Genomic DNA, 21,468 nt, shown 5'->3' on the forward strand with positions numbered 1-21,468 from the left:
GGGTTCGGCGCGAATAAAAAGCGCTCTTCTATCAGGCTTCCAGCAAAAGATTGATTCGCCCTACCAGCTCGTTGCGGTCACAACTGGCCGCAACCACCGCATCCGCACCAGCATCCAGCCAGCGCTGCTGATTGGCTTCCCCTTCCGGAGCAATCAACAGAACATTCAGAGACGAAAATTCACTGCGCGAGCGCAGCATATCCAGTACCTGAAAGCCGTTTACCCCTTCGAGGTTGCTATCCAGCACCAGCATCGCCGGCTTGCCCGTGGCGAGCATGGCACCAGCACTGAAAGAATCACTCGCCAGGTCCACCTCGCAGCCCGCTTGCTGCAACTGTTGGCGGCCGGCAATCATCTCCGGCGAATCAGACACCAGCAGCACTTTGCGAGTGGCGCTACCCAGCTCCGCGGGCACCGGCATGGCGTTGTCGCGCAGGAAGCCAACAAAGTCTTCCACACAGATACGGTGGTCACCGCGCCCCGGGAGCTTGTAAGCCTTCAGCTGGCCCCGCTCGATCCATCGGATAACGGTGCGAAAATTTACTCCGCAATACCGGGCCGCTTCCCCGGTAGTTAGAACATGCACTTCGCTCATTTTATTACTATCCCCCACGAATCGCGCATTTAGTTATTAATTATGCTGAATTAAACCAAATAAACAGGCGTTAATTCTATGCCTATATATATTTAACGAACCAACCGACATATCCCTCAATAAAAGTTTGATTGCCACGGTTGACAGTTATGACAGGTTAAATAGAATGGACAGCATGTTGTCGCAGGTCATTTAATCGGCGACAACAGGCGCCATCTACCTCGATCCTGTAGCCTTTTGTCACGAAGTGTCGGGCTACTCCGTTAAATCGAGATCTTGCGGCGCAAACGAGCTTGTTGGGATTCTCTCTTCACGAATACCCTAAGACCCTGGGCCCCCTTGTATTTTCGGGGCCTTTTTTTTATCTTCCCGCCCTTCCAATTTCCTAGTATTTACCTGTGTAACAGCCTTTTTTGGCGCGTTTTATCTCAGGTTTAGCGGCATATATGGCACTTTTCGCCTTTTCTCGTCCTTTCCCGCTCTCTGTGCCACGCACTGATGTATGCAGGCTCCAATCTCCGAGATTCCGGCGATGAAGGTGTACCTGGTCGGCGGTGCGGTCCGTGACAGACTCCTTCAGCGCCCGATTCACGAGCGCGACTGGGTCGTGGTCGGCGCCACCGAGACCGAAATGCGCGAGCGCGGTTTTCGCCCGGTAGGGAAGGACTTCCCGGTTTTCCTGCACCCGGACACCGATGAGGAATATGCCCTCGCCCGCACCGAGCGCAAAAGTGGCCACGGTTACGGCGGTTTTACCGTCTACGCCAGCCCCGAGGTAACCCTGGAGCAGGACCTGCAGCGCCGCGACCTCACCGTCAACGCCATGGCAGAGACCGAAGACGGCGAAATCATCGACCCCTACAAAGGCCGCGCGGATATCGAAGCGCGCAAGTTGCGCCATGTATCCGAAGCCTTCAGCGAAGATCCCCTGCGAATCCTGCGCGTAGCCCGCTTTGCCGCCCGCTATGCACCACTGGGCTTTACCATTGCCGATGAAACCATGACGCTGATGCAGGCCATGGTAGATGCAGGGGAGGTGGAACACTTGGTGCCGGAGCGGGTATGGAAGGAAGTGAGCCGCGCCCTCACCGAGCCCCGCCCGGATATTTTCATTAGCACCCTGCGCGACTGCGGCGCGTTAAATGTCCTGCTGCCGGAAGTCGACTGCCTGTTCGGTGTGCCCCAGCCAGCACTGCACCACCCGGAAATCGATACCGGAGACCACGTTCTGCGCGCCCTGCGCCAGGCACCGGCGGACCTACCGGTGCGCTTTGCGGTGCTGGTACATGACCTGGGCAAGGGCGTTACCCCGCAAGACATACTGCCAAGCCACCGCGGCCATGAAGCCGCCGGATTGCCGCTGGTAAAAGATGTCTGCAAGCGGTTGCGCGTGCCAAATCCCGTTACCGCCCTCGCCCTGGGTGTGTGTGAGTACCATCTGCACTGTCACAAGGCGTTTGAGCTGCGCCCGCAGACTCTGCTCAAATTACTGCGCGCGCTCGATGCCCTGCGCAAGCCGGACCGGTTCGAACAGTTCCTGGAATGTTGTGAGGCAGACGCCCGCGGTCGGCTCGGACTGGAAGACCGGGAGTATCCGCAAGTGGACTACCTGCGCGCCGCCCGTGACGCCGCCGCCAACGTGGACCCGCAGGCACTGATCGCCCAGGGATTTGAAGGCGCCGAGCTCGGCAAAGCGCTGGATCGCGCGCGCCTGCAAGCGCTTACTCACCTGAAGAGCAGCTACGGCGCCCCCCAGGGTTAATCGCCTCTCTATCTAATTTCTGCCCACGGAATATTCATATGGCTACAGCCTTGATCACCGGCGCCGCCGCCCGCCTCGGCCGCGCCATAGCGGAAGAATTGCACCGGGACCACCAGATCATCGTCCACTATCGCCACTCCGCGCAGGCGGCACTGGAGTTTGTAGACACCCTGAATCAGCGCCGCGCGGGATCCGCTGTCGCCATTCAAAGCAACCTTTCCGGCGCAGAAGATTGCCAGCAACTGGCCGACGCCGCGCAGGCCTGCTTCGGCGAAGTCTCGGCACTGGTCAATAACGCCTCCGCCTTCTACCCCACCCCCATTGGCGGCGCCAATGAGCGGCAGTGGGAAGAGCTGATGGGCAGCAATCTGAAAGCCCCGTTTTTTTTAAGCCAGTCACTGGCACCACTGCTGGCAGAGCATAATGGCTGCATCGTCAATCTGGCGGATATCCACGCAGACAAGCCCATGCCCGGCCACACCATCTACAGCGCGGCAAAAGCCGGCCTGGTGATGATGACCAAAAGTCTGGCGCGGGAGCTGGCACCGCAGGTGCGCGTAAATGCGGTGGCACCGGGTGCAATTCTGTGGCCGGAACAGGAGAGCGAAGGCTATAACAAGGAACAGATACTGGCGCGTATCCCGATGCAGCGCAGCGGTGACCCGTCGGACATTGCCCGCACCGTGCGTTTTCTCGCCGCCGACGCCCCGTATATCACCGGCCAGGTGATCGCCGTGGATGGCGGCCGCAGCCTGAACATATGATTTATTTGGACCTTTAGAGCTCGAGGTACTGCAGTGAGCGAAAAACAGTTTATTACCGCCCAGTCCCTGCTGGACGACTCCTACTCCCTGGCCCTGAAAGTGGTCGAGAGCGGCTTTCGCCCCGACTATATCGTCGGCGTCTGGCGCGGTGGCGCGCCCATTGGCATTGCGGTACAGGAGATGTTCGACTTCCTCGGTTTCCACGCCGACCACATCGCCATTCGCACTTCTTCCTATTACGGCGTCAATCAGCGCCAAAAAGATGTGAAAGTGCACGGGCTTACTTATCTGATCAAACAGGTAGAGTCCCATGAAAAAATGCTGATTGTGGACGATGTTTACGATACGGGCCTGAGTATTCAGCAGGCCGTCAAAGATATGCAAAAGGCCTGTAAAAAGAACACGCCGGAAATCCGTATCGCCTGCCCCTACTTCAAACCCAGCCGCAATCAGACGGACATGGAACCGCATTACTACCTGCACGAGACCGACCAGTGGCTGGTGTTCCCCCACGAGCTGCAGGGTTTGAGCGAGGAAGAAATCCTCGAAAACAAACCGGAACTGCGCAAGCACGAGGCGCTGTTGCGCAAGCTGAAAAACGGCAACCAAGCGTGATTGTTTCCTGCCTGCTCGGAACCCCGAGCGGGCAGGAGGCCGAAAATATCAACGCTCTTTACGCCTAAGATAATCCCCTGACTTTCCAGTACGCGTTACAGTGCTCCGCTTGCAATGCATCAACCGGAGCCATCCATGAGCCATTCCCTCGACCGTCTGCTGCGCCCCTTCGAGCACAAATCTCTTACCCTGCGCAACCGCGTCGCCATGGCCCCCATGACACGCACCGCCTCCCCGGGCTACGTACCCAATGACCAGGTAGCCGGCTACTACCGCCGACGCGCCGAGGGCGAGGTGGGCCTGATCATTACCGAAGGCACTTTTGTCGGCCACCCCGCCGCAAACGGCTACGAAAATGTGCCGGCCATTTATGGCGAAGAGGCCATGGCCGGCTGGAAAAAAGTCGTGGATGAAGTCCACGCAGCGGGCGGCCAGATTATTCCGCAACTGTGGCATGTGGGCTCCGTGCGCAAGGAAGGCACTGGGCCGGATAAATCCCACCCCGCGCACTCCCCCTCCGGCCTGTTCAAGCCGGGCAAGCCCAACGGACAGGCGATGACCAGGCAGGACATCCAAAGCACCGTCAAAGCCTTCGCCGACTCCGCCCTTGCCGCCAAGCAGGCTGGCTTCGATGGCGTCGAGATTCACGGTGCCCACGGCTACCTGGTGGATCAGTTCTTCTGGGAAGGCACCAACCAACGGGAGGACGAATACGGCGGCTCACTGGAAAACCGCACCCGCTTCGCGGTGGAAATCGTGGAAGCCGTGCGCGATGCCGTGGGCGAGGACTTCGCCATCGTGCTGCGCTACTCCCAGTGGAAACAGCAGGATTACGAAGCGCGCCTGGCACAGACGCCGCAGGAGCTGGAGCGTTTCCTGAAGCCGCTGGTAAATGCCGGTGTGGACATTTTCCACGCGTCGACAAGACGCTTCTGGGTACCGGAATTTGAAGGTTCCGATATGAACCTGGCGGGCTGGACCAAGGAACTCACCGGCAAGCCGGTCATCTCCGTGGGCAGTGTCGGCCTGGATGACGACTTTATCGGTGGCAACAACCAGGGCATGGGCGGCACCGCCAACCCCACCGGCCTGGATGAGCTGGTACGCCGTATGGAGAATAACGAGTTCGACATGATCGCCGTGGGCCGCGCGTTGCTGCAGGATCCGAACTGGTTGCAGAAGGTGAAGGAAGGGCGAGAGGAAGAGATAGTGCCGTTTACCAAAGAGGCGCTGACGAACCTGAGCTGATCCGCTTCGCGACCGGATTCCGGTCGCCGCGAAATTTCACTTCAATTTCACCGGCAGATTGTCACAATGTCCGCATGCACGAATATTCGGACAGGCATCTCCGGTGAACAACCTCAAGATTCTTCTGGTTGAAGACAACCCGACACTCGCCCGCCAGACCGGTGAATTTCTAGAAGGGCACGGCTGGCATGTGGATTTCGCCAGCAATGGACAGCTCGGCCTGCAACTGGCGTTACAGCAGATCTACGACCTGATTTTACTGGATCTCAATTTGCCCGATATGGACGGCCTCGAAGTCTGCCGCGCGCTGCGTCAGCAAGCCCCGGTTGCCACGCCGATCCTGATGCTCACCGCCCGAGACGCCTTCGCCGACAAAGCGCAGGGCTTTCACTCAGGTGCGGACGACTACCTCTGTAAACCCTTCGACCCGCGAGAGCTCGCCTTGCGTTGCAATGCTCTGGCGCGGCGACGCGAGCTGCACCGGAATGACGAGATTACGATTGGCCCCCTGCGTATATCCGCACGCCGACGCGAAGCCACAAGGAACGGGCAGCCGCTAAAACTCACCACGATTACATTCAGTATTTTGTGGGAACTGGCCTGCGCTTACCCTGAGCCAGTCAGCCGTAGTGAAATCAGTCATCGGATCTGGGGCGATGCCCCACCGGATAGCGACGCATTGAAGTCCCATATTTACAGCCTGCGAAGGCAGCTCGATCGGCCATTCCCAAAAACCATGTTGAAAACCATCAGTAGTATCGGTTTCAAACTTGAGCAGCCAAGTGAAAATTGAAAACCCACAGGGAAATCTGAAGCGCAAAGTATTCGCTTTGTTTGGCGGTTTCACACTGCTGCTTTGCCTGATTTATTCGGGAATTGGCCTGATGACTGCCTATGTTGTCGAAGACCAGCTGATCGACAACCTGATTGATGACGAAATTGCTTACCTGGAGCAATCCTTCAACCTGTACGGTGAACTGCCGCCCCCCAGGCTTCCACAATTCACACTTTATACCTCACCGGAAAATACCCCGCAGGAATTCAGCGCAGCGCTGGCGGGTGAGCGGCGCAAAGCCGAATACTTTGCCAGAGGCAATCCTCACTACCACCTGCGCAAACTCTCGCCGGATATCGGTGCCATTCTCTCCGCGGAGGTTGGCGACCTGATCACCGTTACCAGACAATCGGAACGGCTGATCTGGATGGTACTTTTTGCGTTTATCGGTACGACTGCACTTGCACTCTGGCTTGCACACCGCCTGATCAGCGCCACTATCCGGCCGGTACTTTCCCTTGCTCAGGAAGTGGAAGCACAGGCAACGGGCGCACCTGCTCTAGAACTGAGTACCGGCACGCGCAATGACGAGATCGGCTTTCTCGCTCGCACCCTGGAGCGCAATGTGCGAGAGCTGCAGTGTGCCCGCGAAAGGGAGGCCGAATTTACCCGGGATGTCAGCCACGAGCTCCGCACCAATCTTGCGGTAGTCTCTAATGCACTGACACTTTCAGGGGACCGCGGCCTCGACGCAACGGAGACACGAGAGCTGCGCGGCATACTGGCAAATATGAACCGGACGGTAAGCACGCTGCTGGCACTGGCCAGATCTGAATCGTTCGAGCGCGAAATGTTTGACCTGCGCGCCCTGCTGGAAAACCGGCTTCTGGCCCGCCCAGAAATATCAACTGAGGATGACTTTGACCTTCACTTGGCATTGCCAGATAAGCTTTCAGCTTTTGGCAACCCGTCACTGACCGGGATACTTCTGGATATTCTTCTGGACAATGCGATACGACACGCATCGCGGCCACACCTGAGCATTTATCAGATTGACGATTGTCTGGTACTCGAGAACGCCGTGGGAAGGGTATTGCCGACCGAGGCAATATTTGACGCTGGTACTCGCGGAGAGAATAGTACCGGGATAGGGCAAGGCCTTTACCTCGCAGGCCGGATATTGACTGCGCAAAACTGGAGTTATGCGGTTCACTGCTCTGAACACACCTTTTCTATACACATCACCATTTCACCCGCCGACGGTCAATAAGCTCTTTCCTTCCCCCAAAACGGCCGGCAGATTTTCACCCGAGCTTCACCTCGCTGATTTCAGAATACCGCTCTAATCAGAAAGAGAGATTGCTCATGCTCAAGAAAATATTTGTCACCATCCTGTGCACCACAGGAACGCTGTTTGGTATCGGCTTCTGGCTAAAAAGCCTGATCCCTCCTGCACCGGACCATCAGGCACTGGCTCGTACTCAAGCAGCCGATATCCCCTACCTGCAACAGATCGCCGAAACAGAGGCGCGCGGAAAAATCCTGCTTGTGGTGACCAGTGTTTCCAGACTGGGGAACACAGAAAAGGACACGGGCTATGAATTCACCGAGCTCGTGCGCCCGTACTATGTCTTTAAGGCAAATGGCTTCCACGTGGACATCGCAAGTCCTCTGGGTGGAGAGCCGCCGGCGGTGATGGACAAGGATGATATGGGACCTTTCGAGTACGCGTTTCTCAACGATACGGAAGCAATGGGGATGCTTCGAAATAGCGTACCCTTGAGGCAGGTTAATGCAGGCGACTATCGCGGTATTTTCTTTGTTGGCGGCAAGGGCGCAATGTTTGACTTCCCGGGCAACCCGGCGATACAAGATCTTGTTGTTGCGATACATAACAACGGCGGCGTTATCGGCGCCGTCTGCCATGGGCCGGCGGCTCTGGCTGACATCGCGCTGGAGTCTGGCGAACAATTTATTCAAGGACGTCGTATCAGCAGTTTCACCAATGCGGAAGAACTCTTCCTGATACCCGACGCAGAACAAATTTTCCCCTTCTTGCTAGAAGACCGCCTGCGTAGCAATGGCGCCAATTTCGAAGAGGGCCCGCTTTACCTGAATCAGGTCAGCGTCGACAGCCGAATCATCACCGGGCAAAACCCCTGGTCGTCCTGGAACGTCACAGAATCCATGGTCAAAGCCCTGGGTTACGTACCCTCAGAACGCAAGGTAACAGGAACCGAAAGAACCGTGGAAGTCCTGCTCGCGCTGGATAAGGGGGGCCTCGCAGAGGCGATGGAGGCATTGCTGCAATTTATGCGCAAGCCAGAAGCTGGAAAAGAAGTGATCGACCGCCGTCTATTGGCCATGCACGGTATTGTCGCAGTGATGCAGGGAGAACTCTGGAAAGCAGTGAATATCGTTAGACTGCTGGCAACCGCCAAATCCGGTTCTGCGCGGGCGTAAAGCCCGCATCCAACCGGCGTTAGGGCCAATCGAAGGGTACCGGCCACAGATTTTGCGAAGCCTGATCGTAGGTATCCCACAATTGCTGAAAGGTTTTGCCCTCAACCGGGTGCTCGGTATCCGGAGCCAGTTCGGATAAAGGCAACAACACAAACGCATTCTTGAGAATCTCGCCCCGCGGCAGCTTGACGCCATCCACTTCGCCGGTGAGATTATCAAAAGTCAGGATATCGATATCCAGTGTACGCGCGCTGAACTTTGGGCCGCTGCGCACACGGCCATTGGCATCCTCGATATCGCGCAGCTTCAGGGAAAGCTCGCCGACAGAAAGGTCGGTTTCGATGGCGGCGACCAGGTTGTAGAAGTTGTCGCCGTCGAAGCCTACCGCTTCACTTTCGTACACCTGCGACATTTTCAGATCACCAAACGCTTGCACCAGTGCGTCGAGACCGGCGCTCAGGTGTTTTTCACGATCGATATTACTGCCGAGACTCAGGTAGACGGTCGCCATGGTTCAGGCCTCCGCACTTTGTTTGCTACCGCGCTCACTGGATCCCCGGCGCTCGCCGCGCTCTATTACCACGCCCACATCGCGGGCGCCGCGCACGGCGCCGGGCTTGGACAGGCGCAGTCGCAACCAGCTTACCTTGAACTCTTTACGCACAATGTCCGCGGCCTGTTCGGCCATGGTTTCCACCAGCAGAAATTCGCTACCCTCGATAAACGCAATCAGGCGTTTGGCCACGGCCTTGTAGTTGAGAGTGTGCTCGATATTGTCGGTGCGGGCTGCCTCGCGAATATCGAAGGCCATTTCCAGGTCCAGGCTGACGGTCTGGCGAACTTCCCGTTCCCAGTCGTAAATGCCGATAATGGTGTCGACCTTGAGATCGCGGATATAAACGATGTCCATCAAACTTTTCTTCCAGTCCTAATCAGAGTACGGGGCTTTGAGAAGCGTAGCGAGCGCCGGCAGTTTGGTTGCCGCCGGAGCACAGCAACCGGAGCGTACTTACAGTACGTGAGGACGGCGAGCACCGCCGGCGGCCGAAATGCCAAGCGCAGTAGCTTCTCAGAGTTCCGTCAGTGGCCAGCGGGGGCGCACATCTATATCGAGGCCGGTGCGCTGGCCGGCGTTTAATCGCAGCCAACCGGCGTAGGCAATCATGGCACCATTGTCGGTGCAGAATTCCTGACGCGGGTAGTACACGCTGCAACCGTCTTCCGCCAAACGCGCTTCCAGGCGCTGGCGCAGTAACTTATTCGCGGATACGCCACCGGCGATTACCAGAGTTTTGCGCCCGGATTGCTTTAGTGCGCGACGGCACTTGATAACCAGGGTGTCCACCACCGCTTCCTGAAATGCCGCGGCAATATCCGCGCAGGTCTGCTCGTCCGGCAGGCCATCTTCCAGTGCGTGCTGCTGCACAGTGGTGAGGGTGTAGGTTTTCAGGCCGGAAAAGCTGAAGTCGAGCCCGGGGCGATCGGTCATGGGGCGCGGGAAAGTAAACCGCAGCGGGTCACCCTTTTCCGCCAGTGCCGCAAGGCGCGGGCCACCGGGGTAATCGAGGTCCAGCATCTTGGCGGCCTTGTCGAAGGCTTCGCCGGCCGCATCATCCAGAGATTCGCCCAGCAATTCGTACTGGCCCAGCCCCTGCACATCCACCAGCTGAGTGTGGCCACCGGAGACCAGCAGAGCCACGAAGGGAAATTCCGGCGGATTTTCTTCCAGCATGGGCGCGAGCAGGTGACCTTCCATATGGTGAACGCCGATGGCCGGTACATCCCAGCCGTAGGCAATCGCGCGACCGGCACAGGCGCCTACCATCAGGGCACCGATCAGGCCGGGGCCGGCGGTATAGGCGACGCCATCGATCTGTTCCGGCTTGGTGTTGCTTTGCGCCATTACCTCGCGCACCAGCGGCAGCAGTTTGCGCACATGGTCGCGACTGGCCAGTTCCGGCACCACACCGCCGTAATCGGCGTGCAGTTTCACCTGACTATAAAGAGTGTGACCGAGCAGCCCCTGTTCACTGTCGTACAGGGCGACGCCGGTTTCATCACAGGATGTTTCTATGCCGAGTACTCGCACGGTGCCGGATACTTCCTCAAAAATTGCCTCAAAAACTGCCAATTAACCGGGTTGACCACAAAAACGGTCACATTGCCGATTCGGGCCCGGTCGCGGGGGCGCTATCATACTCTCAGACGGACCAGAAATCCGCCGCACGGCCAGGCTGGCGGGGGAAATCAGGACTATATTTACCTGCCTTTCCACCGACCCCGCTGCCCTGTGGCCCGCATATTACTCACGTGATCTTCGGGGTCACAGTTGATTGACGGGTTTAGGTCCGCAAGGCTTGCGAAGGCCAAATCATCTGTATAGAATTTGCGCCCTCGCTGTGAACCGGCCTCCGGCCTGATCTGCGAGATCAACGTTAGCCGGATAGGCCCCGCCAGTTCCACACGAGCCATGCTCAATGGATTCTGGCCGAGAGAAACAATTTTACAGGTAATCTAATGCCATCAGTACGCATCAAAGACAACGAGCCATTTGACATCGCTCTGCGCCGCTTCAAGCGCTCCTGCGAGAAAGCCGGTGTACTCTCCGAAGTACGTCGTCGTGAGTTTTACGAGAAGCCCACTTCCGTTCGCAAGCGCAAGGCTGCTGCCGCTGTTAAGCGTCACGCCAAAAAACTGCAGCGCGAAAACCGCAAGTTCCAGCGTCTCTACTGAGTTTTACCGGGCTTAAGTCCGGTCTCTCGCTCACAGCACGCTGACGCGAACGCGGTTCGCAATCTGAAACGGCGCCCGAGGCTACCTCGCGCGCCGTTTTCTATTTCTGGGACCCTTTCAGCAACTCTCAGAAATTCTGCCACTTCAGCAGCACCCCTGCAGGCGCTATGCTTAGCCGCCTGAAACCGAATTCTTACTTCCGCAACCAGAACGGACGACACCCGATGAGCACACTCAAGGAAACCCTCTCCGCCGCCACCAAAGACGCCATGAAGAACCGCGACAAAGCGCGCCTGGCGACTCTGCGACTGATCAATGCGGAGGTTAAGCGGGTAGAGGTGGACGAGCGTATCGAGCTGGACGATGCGCGCATCCTGGCCCTGCTGGACAAGATGACCAAGCAGCGCCGCGACTCCATCACCCAGTACGAAAAGGCGGGCCGTCCGGAGCTGGCGGAAGTGGAGCAGCAGGAAATTGACGTGATTCAGGATTTCCTGCCGGAGCAGTTGTCCGAAGCCGAGATTCAGGAAATCGTCACCGCCGCGGTCAAAGAGACCGGCGCCAGCAGTATGGCGGATATGGGCAAGGTAATGGCACTGGTTAAACCCCAGGTTCAGGGCCGTGCCGATATGGGCGCGGTCAGCAAGTTTGTAAAAGCTTCTTTCTAACCGAGCTTTTATGGCAGGCAAGATCCCGCAGTATTTTATCGACGACCTGTTGGCCCGCGCCGACATAGTTCCGGTCGTCGATAGCCGGGTCAAACTGCGCAAAACAGGGAAAAACTATTCCGCCTGCTGCCCATTTCACGACGAAAAAACCCCCTCTTTCACCGTAAGCCCGGACAAGCAGTTCTATTACTGCTTCGGCTGCGGTGCCAGCGGCAATGCGGTCGGCTTCCTCATGGAATACGACCGCCTGCCCTTCCCGGAAGCGGTCGAAAAACTCGCCGCCAGCCTCAGCCTGGAAGTCCCGCGGGAAAAACTCGACGCAGGCCAGGTCAAGCGCCAGCAGGAGAGCCAGTCGCTCTACCAGCTGACCGAAAAGGCCGCCAACTTTTACCGGGAAAAACTCAGGGACCACAAGGTCTCCACCCCGGCCATCACCTACCTGAAAAACCGCGGCCTGTCCGGCGCCGTGTGCAAGGAATTTGGCATTGGCCTTGCCCCTCCCGGCTGGGACAACCTGCTTAACCAGCTGGGCACCAGCTCGGAAAAGGCAGAACAACTGGAGCTGGCAGGTCTCGCCATCCGCCGCCAGGACAGCGACGGCTCCGTCAATCAGAGAGAGGGGGGAAAGGTCGAACCGGGCAAGCGCCACCACTACGACCGCTTCCGCAACCGCATCATGTTCCCGATCCGCGATCAGCGCGGGCGCACCATCGCGTTCGGCGGCCGGGTGCTGGGGGACGACAAGCCCAAATATCTGAACTCCCCGGAAACCCCGATCTTCCACAAGGGCCGTGAGCTCTATGGACTGTGGGAAGCGCGCCAGGCCAACCGCGAGCTGAAACGGCTGATCGTGGTAGAAGGCTATATGGACGTGGTGGCCCTGGCCCAGTTCGATATCCGCTGCGCTGTGGCCACTCTAGGCACCGCCTGTGGCGAAGACCACATCCAGCTGGCCTTCCGCCACACCCAGGAACTGGTGTTCTGCTTCGACGGCGACAAGGCCGGCCGCACCGCCGCCCGCCGCGCCCTCGAGGCGGCACTGCCGCATATGCAGGACGGCCGCAGCCTGCGTTTCCTGCTACTGCCGGAAGGGGAAGATCCGGACACCCTGGTGCGCCAGATTGGCGGCGAGCGCTTCGACAAACTGATCGACGAACAGGGCCGCCCGCTGGAGGACTTCCTGTTCGACCTGCTGGGCGAGGGCATCAATATCCAGACCATGGACGGCCGTGCGCGCCTGTCCAAGGCCGCCGCCCCGCTGCTCGACCTGCTGCCCAAAGGCGTCTACCGCCAGCTAATGTTCCAGCAACTGGCGCGGCGTACCGGTCTCGAGCAGGACATGCTGGAAGAAATCATCGCCGCGGAAAAAGCCCGCAGTGCCGAACTCGCCCGCCAGGCCCAGCCAGCGCCAAAACCGGCGCAGAAGCAGGCCCCCAAGCCGGCCGCTGCAACCGCACCAACTGGCGAATTGCCTCCGCCCCTTTTCGGCGACGAAGCGCCCCCCGCGGAAGCCTACGACGGCCCACCGCTCGATTACGAATACGACCAGGGCCCACCCGATTACCCGGACGATACGACCGCGAGCACGCTGCCGCGCCGCCGCAGCGGCCAGTACCGCCTGCCCGCCGAGCGCATGCTGATCGCCCTACTGCTCCACCACCCCCAGCTTGCGGAGTTGATCGACGACAGCAGCCGCTTCGGCGACAGCCACGACGCCGATCTGCAATTGTTCGGCGAGATCCTGCAGGTCCTGCACAAAAACCCCGGCCTCAATAGCAATCAGCTATTCGGCCGTCTAATGAACCTGGAAAGCAAGGAAGCCAGAGAGCTGCTGCCCCGCCTCGCCATGAGCCACCCGATCATCGGCGGCCAGGGCCAGGTGCTGGAATACGACCCGCACACCGAATTCAGCGACTGCCTGCGTACCCTCGATATCGCGGCGGAACGCCAGCGCAAGCGCGGCCTGCTGGACCAGCTCAAGACCAACGGCAACCAGCTGAGCGCCGAGCAACTGGCACTGCTGGCGCAGTTTCGCCCGAAGAAAGACTAAAGCCGAAGCGAAGGTGCCGATACCGGGTATACCTTTGTGAGACCTTCACCGCCATGGATGGCGGTGCAGAGCCCCCAGGGACGGGTTCACGGCGTGTCTCACAAAGGTATACCCGGCAGCGGCTCCGCCTCAAAAGCAATTCAAAACTACCCCTTGAATTCCTAGGCGTCATCACCATATACACTGACCCGCCGCCCAAAGCGGCTGGAAGCCAAAGACAAGCGCGCCCGGACGCCCTGAACCACGCCTTCTGCCTTGACAGTCACAGTGGTTATTGCTATCGCAAATACGCTATAATCCCGCGTCTTTGTCCGACGAAAAGCCCAGACAAAAGTCCCGATTATCAATCCCCAGAATTCAGGGTTGTGCATGACCGACAAAACCCAGCAGCAAAAGACCACCTCCCGCATTCGCGAACTGATTGCCCGCGGCAAAGAGCAGGGCTATCTCACCTATGCGGAAGTGAATGACCACCTGCCGGAGGACATCTCCGATCCCGATCAGGTGGAAGACATCATCGGCATGATCAACGACATGGGCATCAAGGTGTTTGAACAAGCACCGGATGCCGAAGAACTGTTGATGGCCGAAGGCGACAGCTCCGCCGACGAAATCGCCGCCGCCGAAGCCGCCGCCGCGCTTGCCGCCGTAGAATCCGATGTAGGCCGCACCACCGACCCCGTGCGCATGTATATGCGCGAAATGGGTACCGTGGAACTGCTTACCCGCGAGGGCGAGATCGCCATCGCCAAGCGTATCGAAGAAGGCCTGCGTGAATTGATGGCCGCCCTCGCCTACTGGCCGGGCGCGGTTCAGCAGATCATCGACGAATACGCACTGATCGAAAAAGAAGAGCGCCGTATCCCCGACGTGATCGCCGGCTGGCTCGACCCTGCCGACGAAGTGCCCCCGGGTGCCCAGGCCGGCCAGGCGGCCGAAGCCAAGAAAGCCGAAGAAAAAAAGGACAGTGACGAAGAGTCCGACGGCGACGATGACGATGACGACGATTCCTCTGAGGAAGAGGAAAACGTCGGCGGTATCGATCCGGAAGAACTGGCCGAGCGCATGAATGCACTGATCGCCGCGCAGAAGAAAGCCGATGCCGCGGTGAAGAAGCACGGCCGCGACTCCAAAGAGGCCGGCGAGGCCATGGAAGCCGTGGGCGACGTATTCCGCTTCTTCAAACTGGCTCCGCGCCAGTTCGATCCGCTGTACAACGCCGTTCGCAGCATCCTCGACGACGTGCGCGCGCAAGAACGCCTGGTGATGAACCTGTGCATCAAGCGTGCCCGTATGCCGCGCAAGACCTTCATCAAGGAGTTCCCCGGCAACGAAACCAATCTTGACTGGATCCCCGCGATCATCAAGAAAAAGCGCGATTACTCCGACGCCCTGCGCCAGGTCGTCGACGAGATCCAGCGCGCCCAGCGCAAACTGCAGCAGGCTCAGGACAAAGCCCAGTTGGACGTCGGCCAGATCAAAGAGATCAACCGCCGCATGTCCATCGGTGAGGCCCGCTCCCGTCGCGCCAAGAAAGAAATGGTCGAGGCCAACCTGCGTCTGGTTATTTCCATCGCCAAGAAGTACACCAACCGCGGCCTGCAGTTCCTGGACCTGATTCAGGAAGGCAACATCGGCCTGATGAAAGCGGTGGACAAGTTCGAATACCGTCGCGGTTACAAGTTCTCCACCTACGCCACCTGGTGGATTCGCCAGGCGATCACCCGCTCCATCGCAGACCAGGCGCGTACCATCCGTATTCCGGTGCATATGATTGAGACCATCAACAAGCTCAATCGGATCAGCCGCCAGATGCTGCAGGAAATGGGCCGCGAGCCGACCCCGGAAGAGTTGGGCGAGCGCATGGAGATGCCGGAAGACAAGGTACGGAAAGTCCTGAAGATCGCCAAAGAGCCGATCTCCATGGAAACCCCGATCGGTGACGATGAAGACTCCCACCTGGGCGACTTTATCGAAGACCAGAACCAGTCTTCGCCGATCGACACCGCGACGTCCACCGGCCTGCACGATGCTACCCGCTCCGTGCTGTCCGGACTGACCGCACGGGAAGCCAAGGTACTGCGCATGCGTTTCGGTATCGACATGAACACCGACCACACCCTCGAGGAAGTGGGCAAACAGTTCGACGTTACCCGTGAGCGTATCCGTCAGATCGAAGCCAAGGCGTTACGCAAGCTGCGTCACCCCTCGCGCTCCGAACACCTGCGTAGCTTCCTCGACGAGTAAGCCTTGTTACTCGGTCTATAATGAAAAAGCCCGGCTCGCCGGGCTTTTTTGTGGATGTCGGAATTATTACAAACCGATGAAGCCACTTGAATCAACGCGCGCCTCACGCAAAACTCATGTAAACATTGGGAGATTTTCAGAGAGCAATGGAAGAGCAGTTTGTGAATAAGCCCGGCAAAACCGGTATTTCCCGCCTGATCGATGCCACCGAATATTCCCGCCAGGGTCTGATCGCCACCTGGCGTAACGAGGCCGCCTTCCGCCAGGAAGTCTCCCTCGCCATTTTCCTGATTCCCGCCGCCATCTGGCTCGGCGAAACTGGTGTCGAGCGCGCATTGCTGATTGGTGTCACCATGCTGGTGATGATTGTCGAGCTGTTGAACAGTGCCGTGGAAGCGGTGGTGGACCGCGTCGGCCCGGAAAAACATCCCCTGTCCAAAATCGCCAAAGATACCGGCTCCGCCGCGGTATCCATTTCCCTGCTGCTGTGGATAAGTACCTGGGCCTGTATTCTGCTTCCCCGCTGGCTCACCTGAATCCATCGCTGAGAATGAACAGATGCCTGTAACCACCACGTGGGTTACAGGCGGGTGACGAGGCAGGAATGCCCGTCAATATTCGCGGCCAATTGCCGCGGCCCGCGGCAGACACTCCCCCTCCGGCCTAGACTTCTGGTACCCGAGTACCACCCGGTACATCCCCAATAGAGCGCAACGGATCTGCGCTTAGCAATAATATTCAGGGACGGAAGCATGTCGACTCTTCGACTGGCCCGCGGCGTCTTCGCCCGCGCCAAAACCCCATTGATTACCCCGTTGGCCCTCTTCAGTGCGCTCTTGTCACCTTTGCTCCACGGGCAGGTAGTGCTGGGGAGCGGTGACGATTCCTACACCCTTACCAGCAGCCACAACGCCAGCCGCATCGCCGGCGCGCTGATCGACGGCGGACAAGGGTTCGACACCCTGACGCTTCACAACGTCACCCTCGAAAACCCCTCGCGCCTGCAGCACTGGGAGTCGATACAGCTGCAAAGTAGTGCGCAACTGACACTGGACACCCCACTGGTGCTCGGTGACAGCGGCGGCCATCCGGGCCACCTGCAGGTTGACAGCAGCAGTACCCTGCGGCTCCCCTACTTCAGTGGCACTCTCGCACCGTACGATTCACAGTCGGTAACCCTGACCAACCACGGGTTTATCGACATGCGCGGCAACACCGCCAATCGCCTGACAATCCATGGGGACTACCGGGGTAGCGGCACCATCCATATGGATATGGTGGCGGAAGGAGATGACAGCCTCGCCGATCGACTGGTACTGCACGGCGGCCACGCCAGTGGACACACCCGGCTGATATTCAATCGTCTCGCCGGCCACGGCGCCGAAACCCAGGACGGCATCCTTGTGGTAGAAGCCCTGAGCGGTGCCACCACCAGCCATAACGCATTTTTCATGAACGGCTCGGTGTCCGCCGGCCCCTTTGAATACTTCCTGTTCCGCGGCGCCAGCTCTCCGGAAGACGCTGACAACTGGTACCTGCGCTCCACCATACTCCCCGGCGATAACAACGCCGCCCCTCAAGGCATCGAAGAGTCCTACGACGTATTGGCCTTCACCAGTGCCGACCGTATTTCCAGGGGCAGTGCGAGCCCGGCGCCAGCTTCCCAGGTCAGTGCCATCAACACGCTAGCGGCACAGCCGGGCGATGCACCGGTGCGTATCTACCGCCCGGAAATCCCGCTTTATGCTCAGGCAAAATCCCTGGCGCGCCTCACTTCCCTGCAGGAAATCGGCAGCTACCACAAACGACGCGGTGAGCAGCGCAGCTGGTTTGACGGGATCAACGACGACTGGATTCGCGTGCATCATATGCGCGCCGACTACCACTGGCGCGGCGATATCGACAACCGCTTTGACGGCGACATCAGCGGCTTCCAGCTCGGCACCAACCTCTGGTCCGCCCCTACCTGCACCGGCGGCGCCCGGGAAATGGGTGTGTTTGCGGGCTCCACCCGCGCCAGTGGTGACGTAACCGGCTTCGCCCGCGGATTCAACGATTACAGCGCCGGCCACAACCAGCTCACCAGCCACCATCTCGGCTACTACTTCAACGACTACCGCCCGGACATGGGCTACTTCGATTTCACCGCCAAAGTGGCCTACCTCAAGCTCGACAGCGAATCGTCCCGCGGCGTTGGCGATACCATTACCGGTCCACAGCTCACCCTGTCCGCGGAAAAAGGCTTCACCTGGCAGGCCACCGACGCCTTCAATCTTGAGCCGCAATTACAGGTTGTGGTCAATTACAGCAACCTGAGCGCCTTCGACGACGGTATCTCCCTGGTAGAGCCGGATATGACCCCGGAGGCCAACTTCCGCGCCGGTATTCGCGGTTACAACGTGGACAGCCAGTGGCTGGATGGCAACCTGCGCTTCTACCTGTTCGGCAACGTCTGGCACACCCTCGGTGGCAATGACCAACTGCTTTTTGATCTGGAGATACAGACCAACCTGGACCGGCAGGCCACCTGGGGAGAAATTGGCGGGGGCGTGGTGTTAATGGAGAGCGAGTACGGCAGCGCCTTCCTGAATGTGGGCTACCAGCGCTCCCTGGACGACCTGAACTGGTCCGGCAGCAACGCCAACCTGGGCTTCAACTGGGCCTGGTGAAGAATCTGGCGCAACGCAGGAGACACGCCAGAGCGTTGATTTCACGGAAAAAATCGAGTACTTTGCCATCCCGCTCGCAGGTCCCTGCGAGCACCTGTGGGGGCCTTTAGCTCAGTTGGTTAGAGCATCCGACTCATAATCGGCAGGTCCTGGGTTCAAGTCCCGGAAGGCCCACCATATTTACCCCAAGCTTTTCACTTCGAATCCGTCGGATGCCGACTCATCTCTCTACCCGAAAACCGGGCAGGCCCTGGGTTCAAGTCCCGGAAGGCCCACCATTTTTTCTTACTTTCCCCCTTCTCTCCTGCGCCCTTACCATCTATCTCGCTCACGCAAATTGAGATTACTATCTCTCGAAAGTATTCAAAGACACAGCGGGGCCAGCCCAATGACCGAGCATAAAATCTTTTCCATGCCCTTCGCCAAGGTCTACCCCATGTATATCCAGAAAGCCGAACGGAAAGGGCACACAAAAGCCGAGGTGGATGAGATTATCTGCTGGCTGACCGGTTACGACGCCGCTGGCTTGCAGCAACAGGTCGATCAGGAAAAGGACTTCAAAACCTTCTTCGCCGAGGCACCTGCAATGCATCCGAATATTGCGCTGATCAAGGGCGTGGTATGCGGCGTTCGGGTAGAGGAGGTGGAGGATCCACTGATGCGAAAAATCCGCTATCTGGACAAGCTGATTGATGAGCTCGCCAAGGGCAAGGCGATGGAAAAAATCCTGCGCCGCTAGGTCGGCACAGGATTTACAGATCACTCGCTTACCGCTGCAGCAAGCGGTTTACAGGGGGCGTGCAACCAGCGCCAGTTCGGCATCCTGCTGCAGTACCGCCCACCACTGGTTTGGCGCGGCCGGGTCAATACCGACCAGCGGTTGCTCTTCACAACCCGCGACACGCTCCGGTGCGCTGTCGAGGAAGCTGTGCTGCCAGGAAGCCTCCACCACACACATGGGCTCGGCCAGGGGCAACCATTCGGTGCCAGCGCGCATGGACAGGATCAGACTTTCATCCGCGCTCTCCGGACCGGTAAAGTCCAGTACATAGCGGTCGGAGACTGCAGTGCTCAAATCCCACGACTGGCTGGCGGTTTCCGGCAGGGTGACCGGTGGCTTCTCGCCGCCATCCGGGCGGCTCATGGGCAGTCCGCTGTCTGCCTGAATATCTTTCAATACGCCGTAGTCGTCCTGATAAACGCCGGTCTGATTCTGTGTGCCACTGACGATCAGGATGTCCGATGCGGTTTCATCCGTGGCGGCAAGCCAGCTCAGGGTGACATGCTCCTTCAGGTCAATGGTGGTTTCCGGAATGATCAGCTCGTCATTGTCGTAGTCCGGCGCGGCACGCAACGGGCTGTTCAGGTTTGGCGTCCAGTTTTCGTGATACTGGTACAACCACTGATACGCTAGGCGCATCAGGTCGTTCAGGGTTTCAGCGCGGGACAGACCCGGGGTAAAGCCCATATCACGGGTGCGGGTGTCGGTGCGGTTGAAGGTCTGGTTGCGACCGCCCATCAATTTTGCATAGCCACCCTGGGGTGCCAGACATTCGTTGGTGCGGTACTCCGGCTGCAACACCAGCGCGGAGCGGGTGCCTTCGGGAATCGCATCCGGATAGATCACCGTCTCACAGCGATTGGTAGTGCGGGAGAAATGGTCTCCCAGTTTCCAGTCTGCGTCGAAGGCATAGGACGCATCATTACTTTTGGCCGTGTGTGGGGCAAAGTAGGATACGTAATCCACCCGCGGGCCCTCAAAAGTGAGGATGGACGAGTTTACGTCGTAGGCCTCGGAACCACTGGAGTAGGTGGCGTTTTTCTGGGACACGATCATCTGCACCAGGTCGCGCTCGCCGTAGCGGAACTCATAACCTTTATAGGATGCATTGCCCGCGATAATTTGGGTGTACACGTCCATACGGTAATTGCCACCGGCGGGGGTAGAACTGGAAGGCAGGGTGTTGAGTGCGGTCTTGGCGGAGATGATGGAGCGCTGGTACTGGTGCTCGTGGCCCTGCACATAAATCACATCGTGGTCGGCAAAGAACTCGCGAATCTGCGGCTGCACCTGGTAAACCCAGTTATCGTCCTTGGTACCTTCAACGATCTGCTCGCGGGTCTGACCATACTTGGCGCCGATCAGTCCATCGTGGCTTGCGACCACAATGTGGTCCACGTTTTCCTGTTGTTCATAGACCACCTGTTTGATCCATTCAAACGCAATCGGCAGGTTGTAATAGGCGAGGCCGATCACCAGAACATTCTCACGCACCACGTAATAGTTGACCCACTCGTAGCCCGGCATATGCACCGCGTCCGCGGGGATGAAGTCCCGCATATTCTCGATCCACTCGACGGTATAGGCATAACTGGTTTCGTGATTGCCCATCACCGGCAGGAACTCAATGCCTTTTTCTGCATAGGCATCGGCGATGGAGCGCCACTCCGCGAACTCGACTTCAGAACCGTGATCGGTGAGGTCACCGAGCGCGAGCACCATATCCACATCGTTCGCTTGCTGGTGCTTCAGCAATTCTCCCATCGGGTGCAGTGATACGTGTGCCTGGCCTTCACTATCGGTTCCGCCCTGGGTGTCCGGCAACAGACCTATACGAAATACCGGTGCGGGAGGTGTGCTTTCCGCGGCCGCCTCCTCCTCATCGGTCTCGGGTTCAGTCTCCGGTTGCTCGTTGACCTCTTCCGGGGTAGTTGGCGTATTGGAACTTCCGCTGCCGGAATCACAGCCGGACATCAGGTTCGTAAATACCACCAGCAGAAGAGCTGGCAGGATGAAATTTGATTTAAACAAGTGACCCCCACTTACATTCGCTTCAATTTATTGGATTTTCAAAAACCACAGGCTTTCGAGAAGATCG

The 21,468-nt window shown here is 58.5% G+C and carries 19 protein-coding genes and 1 tRNA gene; 15 read left to right on the forward strand and 5 right to left on the reverse strand.

All coding sequences use genetic code 11. The features are described 5' to 3' along the window. Positions 1-31 precede the first annotated feature (31 nt). Positions 32-595 carry a response regulator gene (locus ACYX4K_RS13305; protein WP_475091641.1) on the reverse strand — a complete coding sequence of 188 codons (564 nt, stop codon included), beginning with the start codon at positions 593-595 and terminating at the stop codon, positions 32-34. Positions 596-1,127: 532 nt separating this feature from the next. On the opposite strand from ACYX4K_RS13305, the gene ACYX4K_RS13310 reads away from it, so the two are divergent. From ACYX4K_RS13310 to ACYX4K_RS13340, 7 genes are all read left to right on the forward strand, one after another. Continuing rightward, complete coding sequence (locus tag ACYX4K_RS13310; RefSeq protein WP_475093919.1) at positions 1,128-2,357, forward strand: multifunctional CCA addition/repair protein; 1,230 nt, start codon at positions 1,128-1,130, stop codon at positions 2,355-2,357. A gap of 38 nt (positions 2,358-2,395) precedes the next feature. Beyond that, a complete protein-coding gene (locus tag ACYX4K_RS13315) occupies positions 2,396-3,121 on the forward strand; it encodes a pteridine reductase (RefSeq protein WP_475091640.1) in 726 nt (241 codons plus the stop codon). 33 nt (positions 3,122-3,154) lie between these two features. Next, a complete protein-coding gene (locus tag ACYX4K_RS13320) occupies positions 3,155-3,736 on the forward strand; it encodes a phosphoribosyltransferase (RefSeq protein WP_475091639.1) in 582 nt (193 codons plus the stop codon). A 135-nt stretch (positions 3,737-3,871) separates the two neighbouring features. Continuing rightward, positions 3,872-4,984, forward strand: a complete 1,113-nt coding sequence (locus ACYX4K_RS13325; protein ID WP_475091638.1) for an NADH:flavin oxidoreductase — start codon at positions 3,872-3,874, stop codon at positions 4,982-4,984. 103 nt (positions 4,985-5,087) lie between these two features. After that, entirely contained in the window at positions 5,088-5,777 is a 690-nt protein-coding gene (locus ACYX4K_RS13330; protein ID WP_475091637.1) for a response regulator transcription factor, read from the forward strand. Then, positions 5,767-7,029: a sensor histidine kinase gene (locus ACYX4K_RS13335; protein ID WP_476178706.1), complete on the forward strand. Its 1,263-nt coding sequence runs from the start codon at positions 5,767-5,769 to the stop codon at positions 7,027-7,029. Before ACYX4K_RS13330 ends, ACYX4K_RS13335 begins: the two co-directional genes overlap by 11 nt. Positions 7,030-7,124: 95 nt before the next feature. Continuing rightward, positions 7,125-8,222 carry a type 1 glutamine amidotransferase domain-containing protein gene (locus ACYX4K_RS13340; protein WP_475091635.1) on the forward strand — a complete coding sequence of 366 codons (1,098 nt, stop codon included), beginning with the start codon at positions 7,125-7,127 and terminating at the stop codon, positions 8,220-8,222. Positions 8,223-8,241: 19 nt separating this feature from the next. Here ACYX4K_RS13340 and folK read toward each other — a convergent pair whose 3' ends face one another. The 3 genes from folK to tsaD form a co-directional block, all read right to left on the reverse strand. Continuing rightward, complete coding sequence (gene folK / locus ACYX4K_RS13345) at positions 8,242-8,733, reverse strand: 2-amino-4-hydroxy-6-hydroxymethyldihydropteridine diphosphokinase (protein WP_475091634.1); 492 nt, start codon at positions 8,731-8,733, stop codon at positions 8,242-8,244. A 3-nt stretch (positions 8,734-8,736) separates the two neighbouring features. Continuing rightward, the gene (gene folB / locus ACYX4K_RS13350) at positions 8,737-9,132 is read right to left on the reverse strand and encodes a dihydroneopterin aldolase (protein WP_475091633.1); all 396 of its coding nucleotides are present in this window, start codon (positions 9,130-9,132) and stop codon (positions 8,737-8,739) included. Positions 9,133-9,291: 159 nt separating this feature from the next. Then, complete coding sequence (gene tsaD / locus ACYX4K_RS13355) at positions 9,292-10,311, reverse strand: tRNA (adenosine(37)-N6)-threonylcarbamoyltransferase complex transferase subunit TsaD (protein WP_475093918.1); 1,020 nt, start codon at positions 10,309-10,311, stop codon at positions 9,292-9,294. Between the two features lie 428 nt (positions 10,312-10,739). On the opposite strand from tsaD, the gene rpsU reads away from it, so the two are divergent. The 8 genes from rpsU (at position 10,740) to ACYX4K_RS13395 (ending at position 19,328) form a co-directional block, all read left to right on the forward strand. Then, positions 10,740-10,955 (forward strand): 30S ribosomal protein S21, encoded by a 216-nt coding sequence (gene rpsU / locus ACYX4K_RS13360; protein ID WP_043319591.1) that lies wholly within the window; start codon positions 10,740-10,742, stop codon positions 10,953-10,955. A gap of 224 nt (positions 10,956-11,179) precedes the next feature. After that, entirely contained in the window at positions 11,180-11,623 is a 444-nt protein-coding gene (locus tag ACYX4K_RS13365; RefSeq protein WP_475091632.1) for a GatB/YqeY domain-containing protein, read from the forward strand. A gap of 10 nt (positions 11,624-11,633) precedes the next feature. After that, on the forward strand, positions 11,634-13,673 hold the full coding sequence (gene dnaG / locus ACYX4K_RS13370; RefSeq protein WP_475091631.1) for a DNA primase: 2,040 nt from the start codon (positions 11,634-11,636) through the stop codon (positions 13,671-13,673). Positions 13,674-14,042: 369 nt separating this feature from the next. Continuing rightward, positions 14,043-15,920, forward strand: coding sequence for an RNA polymerase sigma factor RpoD (rpoD, locus tag ACYX4K_RS13375; protein WP_475091630.1), 1,878 nt, complete (start codon positions 14,043-14,045; stop codon positions 15,918-15,920). 146 nt (positions 15,921-16,066) lie between these two features. Next, on the forward strand, positions 16,067-16,456 hold the full coding sequence (locus tag ACYX4K_RS13380) for a diacylglycerol kinase (RefSeq protein ID WP_475091629.1): 390 nt from the start codon (positions 16,067-16,069) through the stop codon (positions 16,454-16,456). A 216-nt stretch (positions 16,457-16,672) separates the two neighbouring features. After that, positions 16,673-18,589 (forward strand): autotransporter family protein, encoded by a 1,917-nt coding sequence (locus tag ACYX4K_RS13385; protein WP_475091628.1) that lies wholly within the window; start codon positions 16,673-16,675, stop codon positions 18,587-18,589. Positions 18,590-18,689: 100 nt separating this feature from the next. Continuing rightward, positions 18,690-18,766 (forward strand) — tRNA-Ile (locus ACYX4K_RS13390). Between the two features lie 211 nt (positions 18,767-18,977). Next, entirely contained in the window at positions 18,978-19,328 is a 351-nt protein-coding gene (locus ACYX4K_RS13395) for a DUF2200 domain-containing protein (RefSeq protein WP_475091627.1), read from the forward strand. Between the two features lie 48 nt (positions 19,329-19,376). Here ACYX4K_RS13395 and ACYX4K_RS13400 read toward each other — a convergent pair whose 3' ends face one another. Then, on the reverse strand, positions 19,377-21,401 hold the full coding sequence (locus tag ACYX4K_RS13400; protein ID WP_475091626.1) for a metallophosphoesterase family protein: 2,025 nt from the start codon (positions 21,399-21,401) through the stop codon (positions 19,377-19,379). Positions 21,402-21,468: the final 67 nt, after the last annotated feature.

The organism is Microbulbifer sp. ABF4_107 (assembly GCF_056312215.1).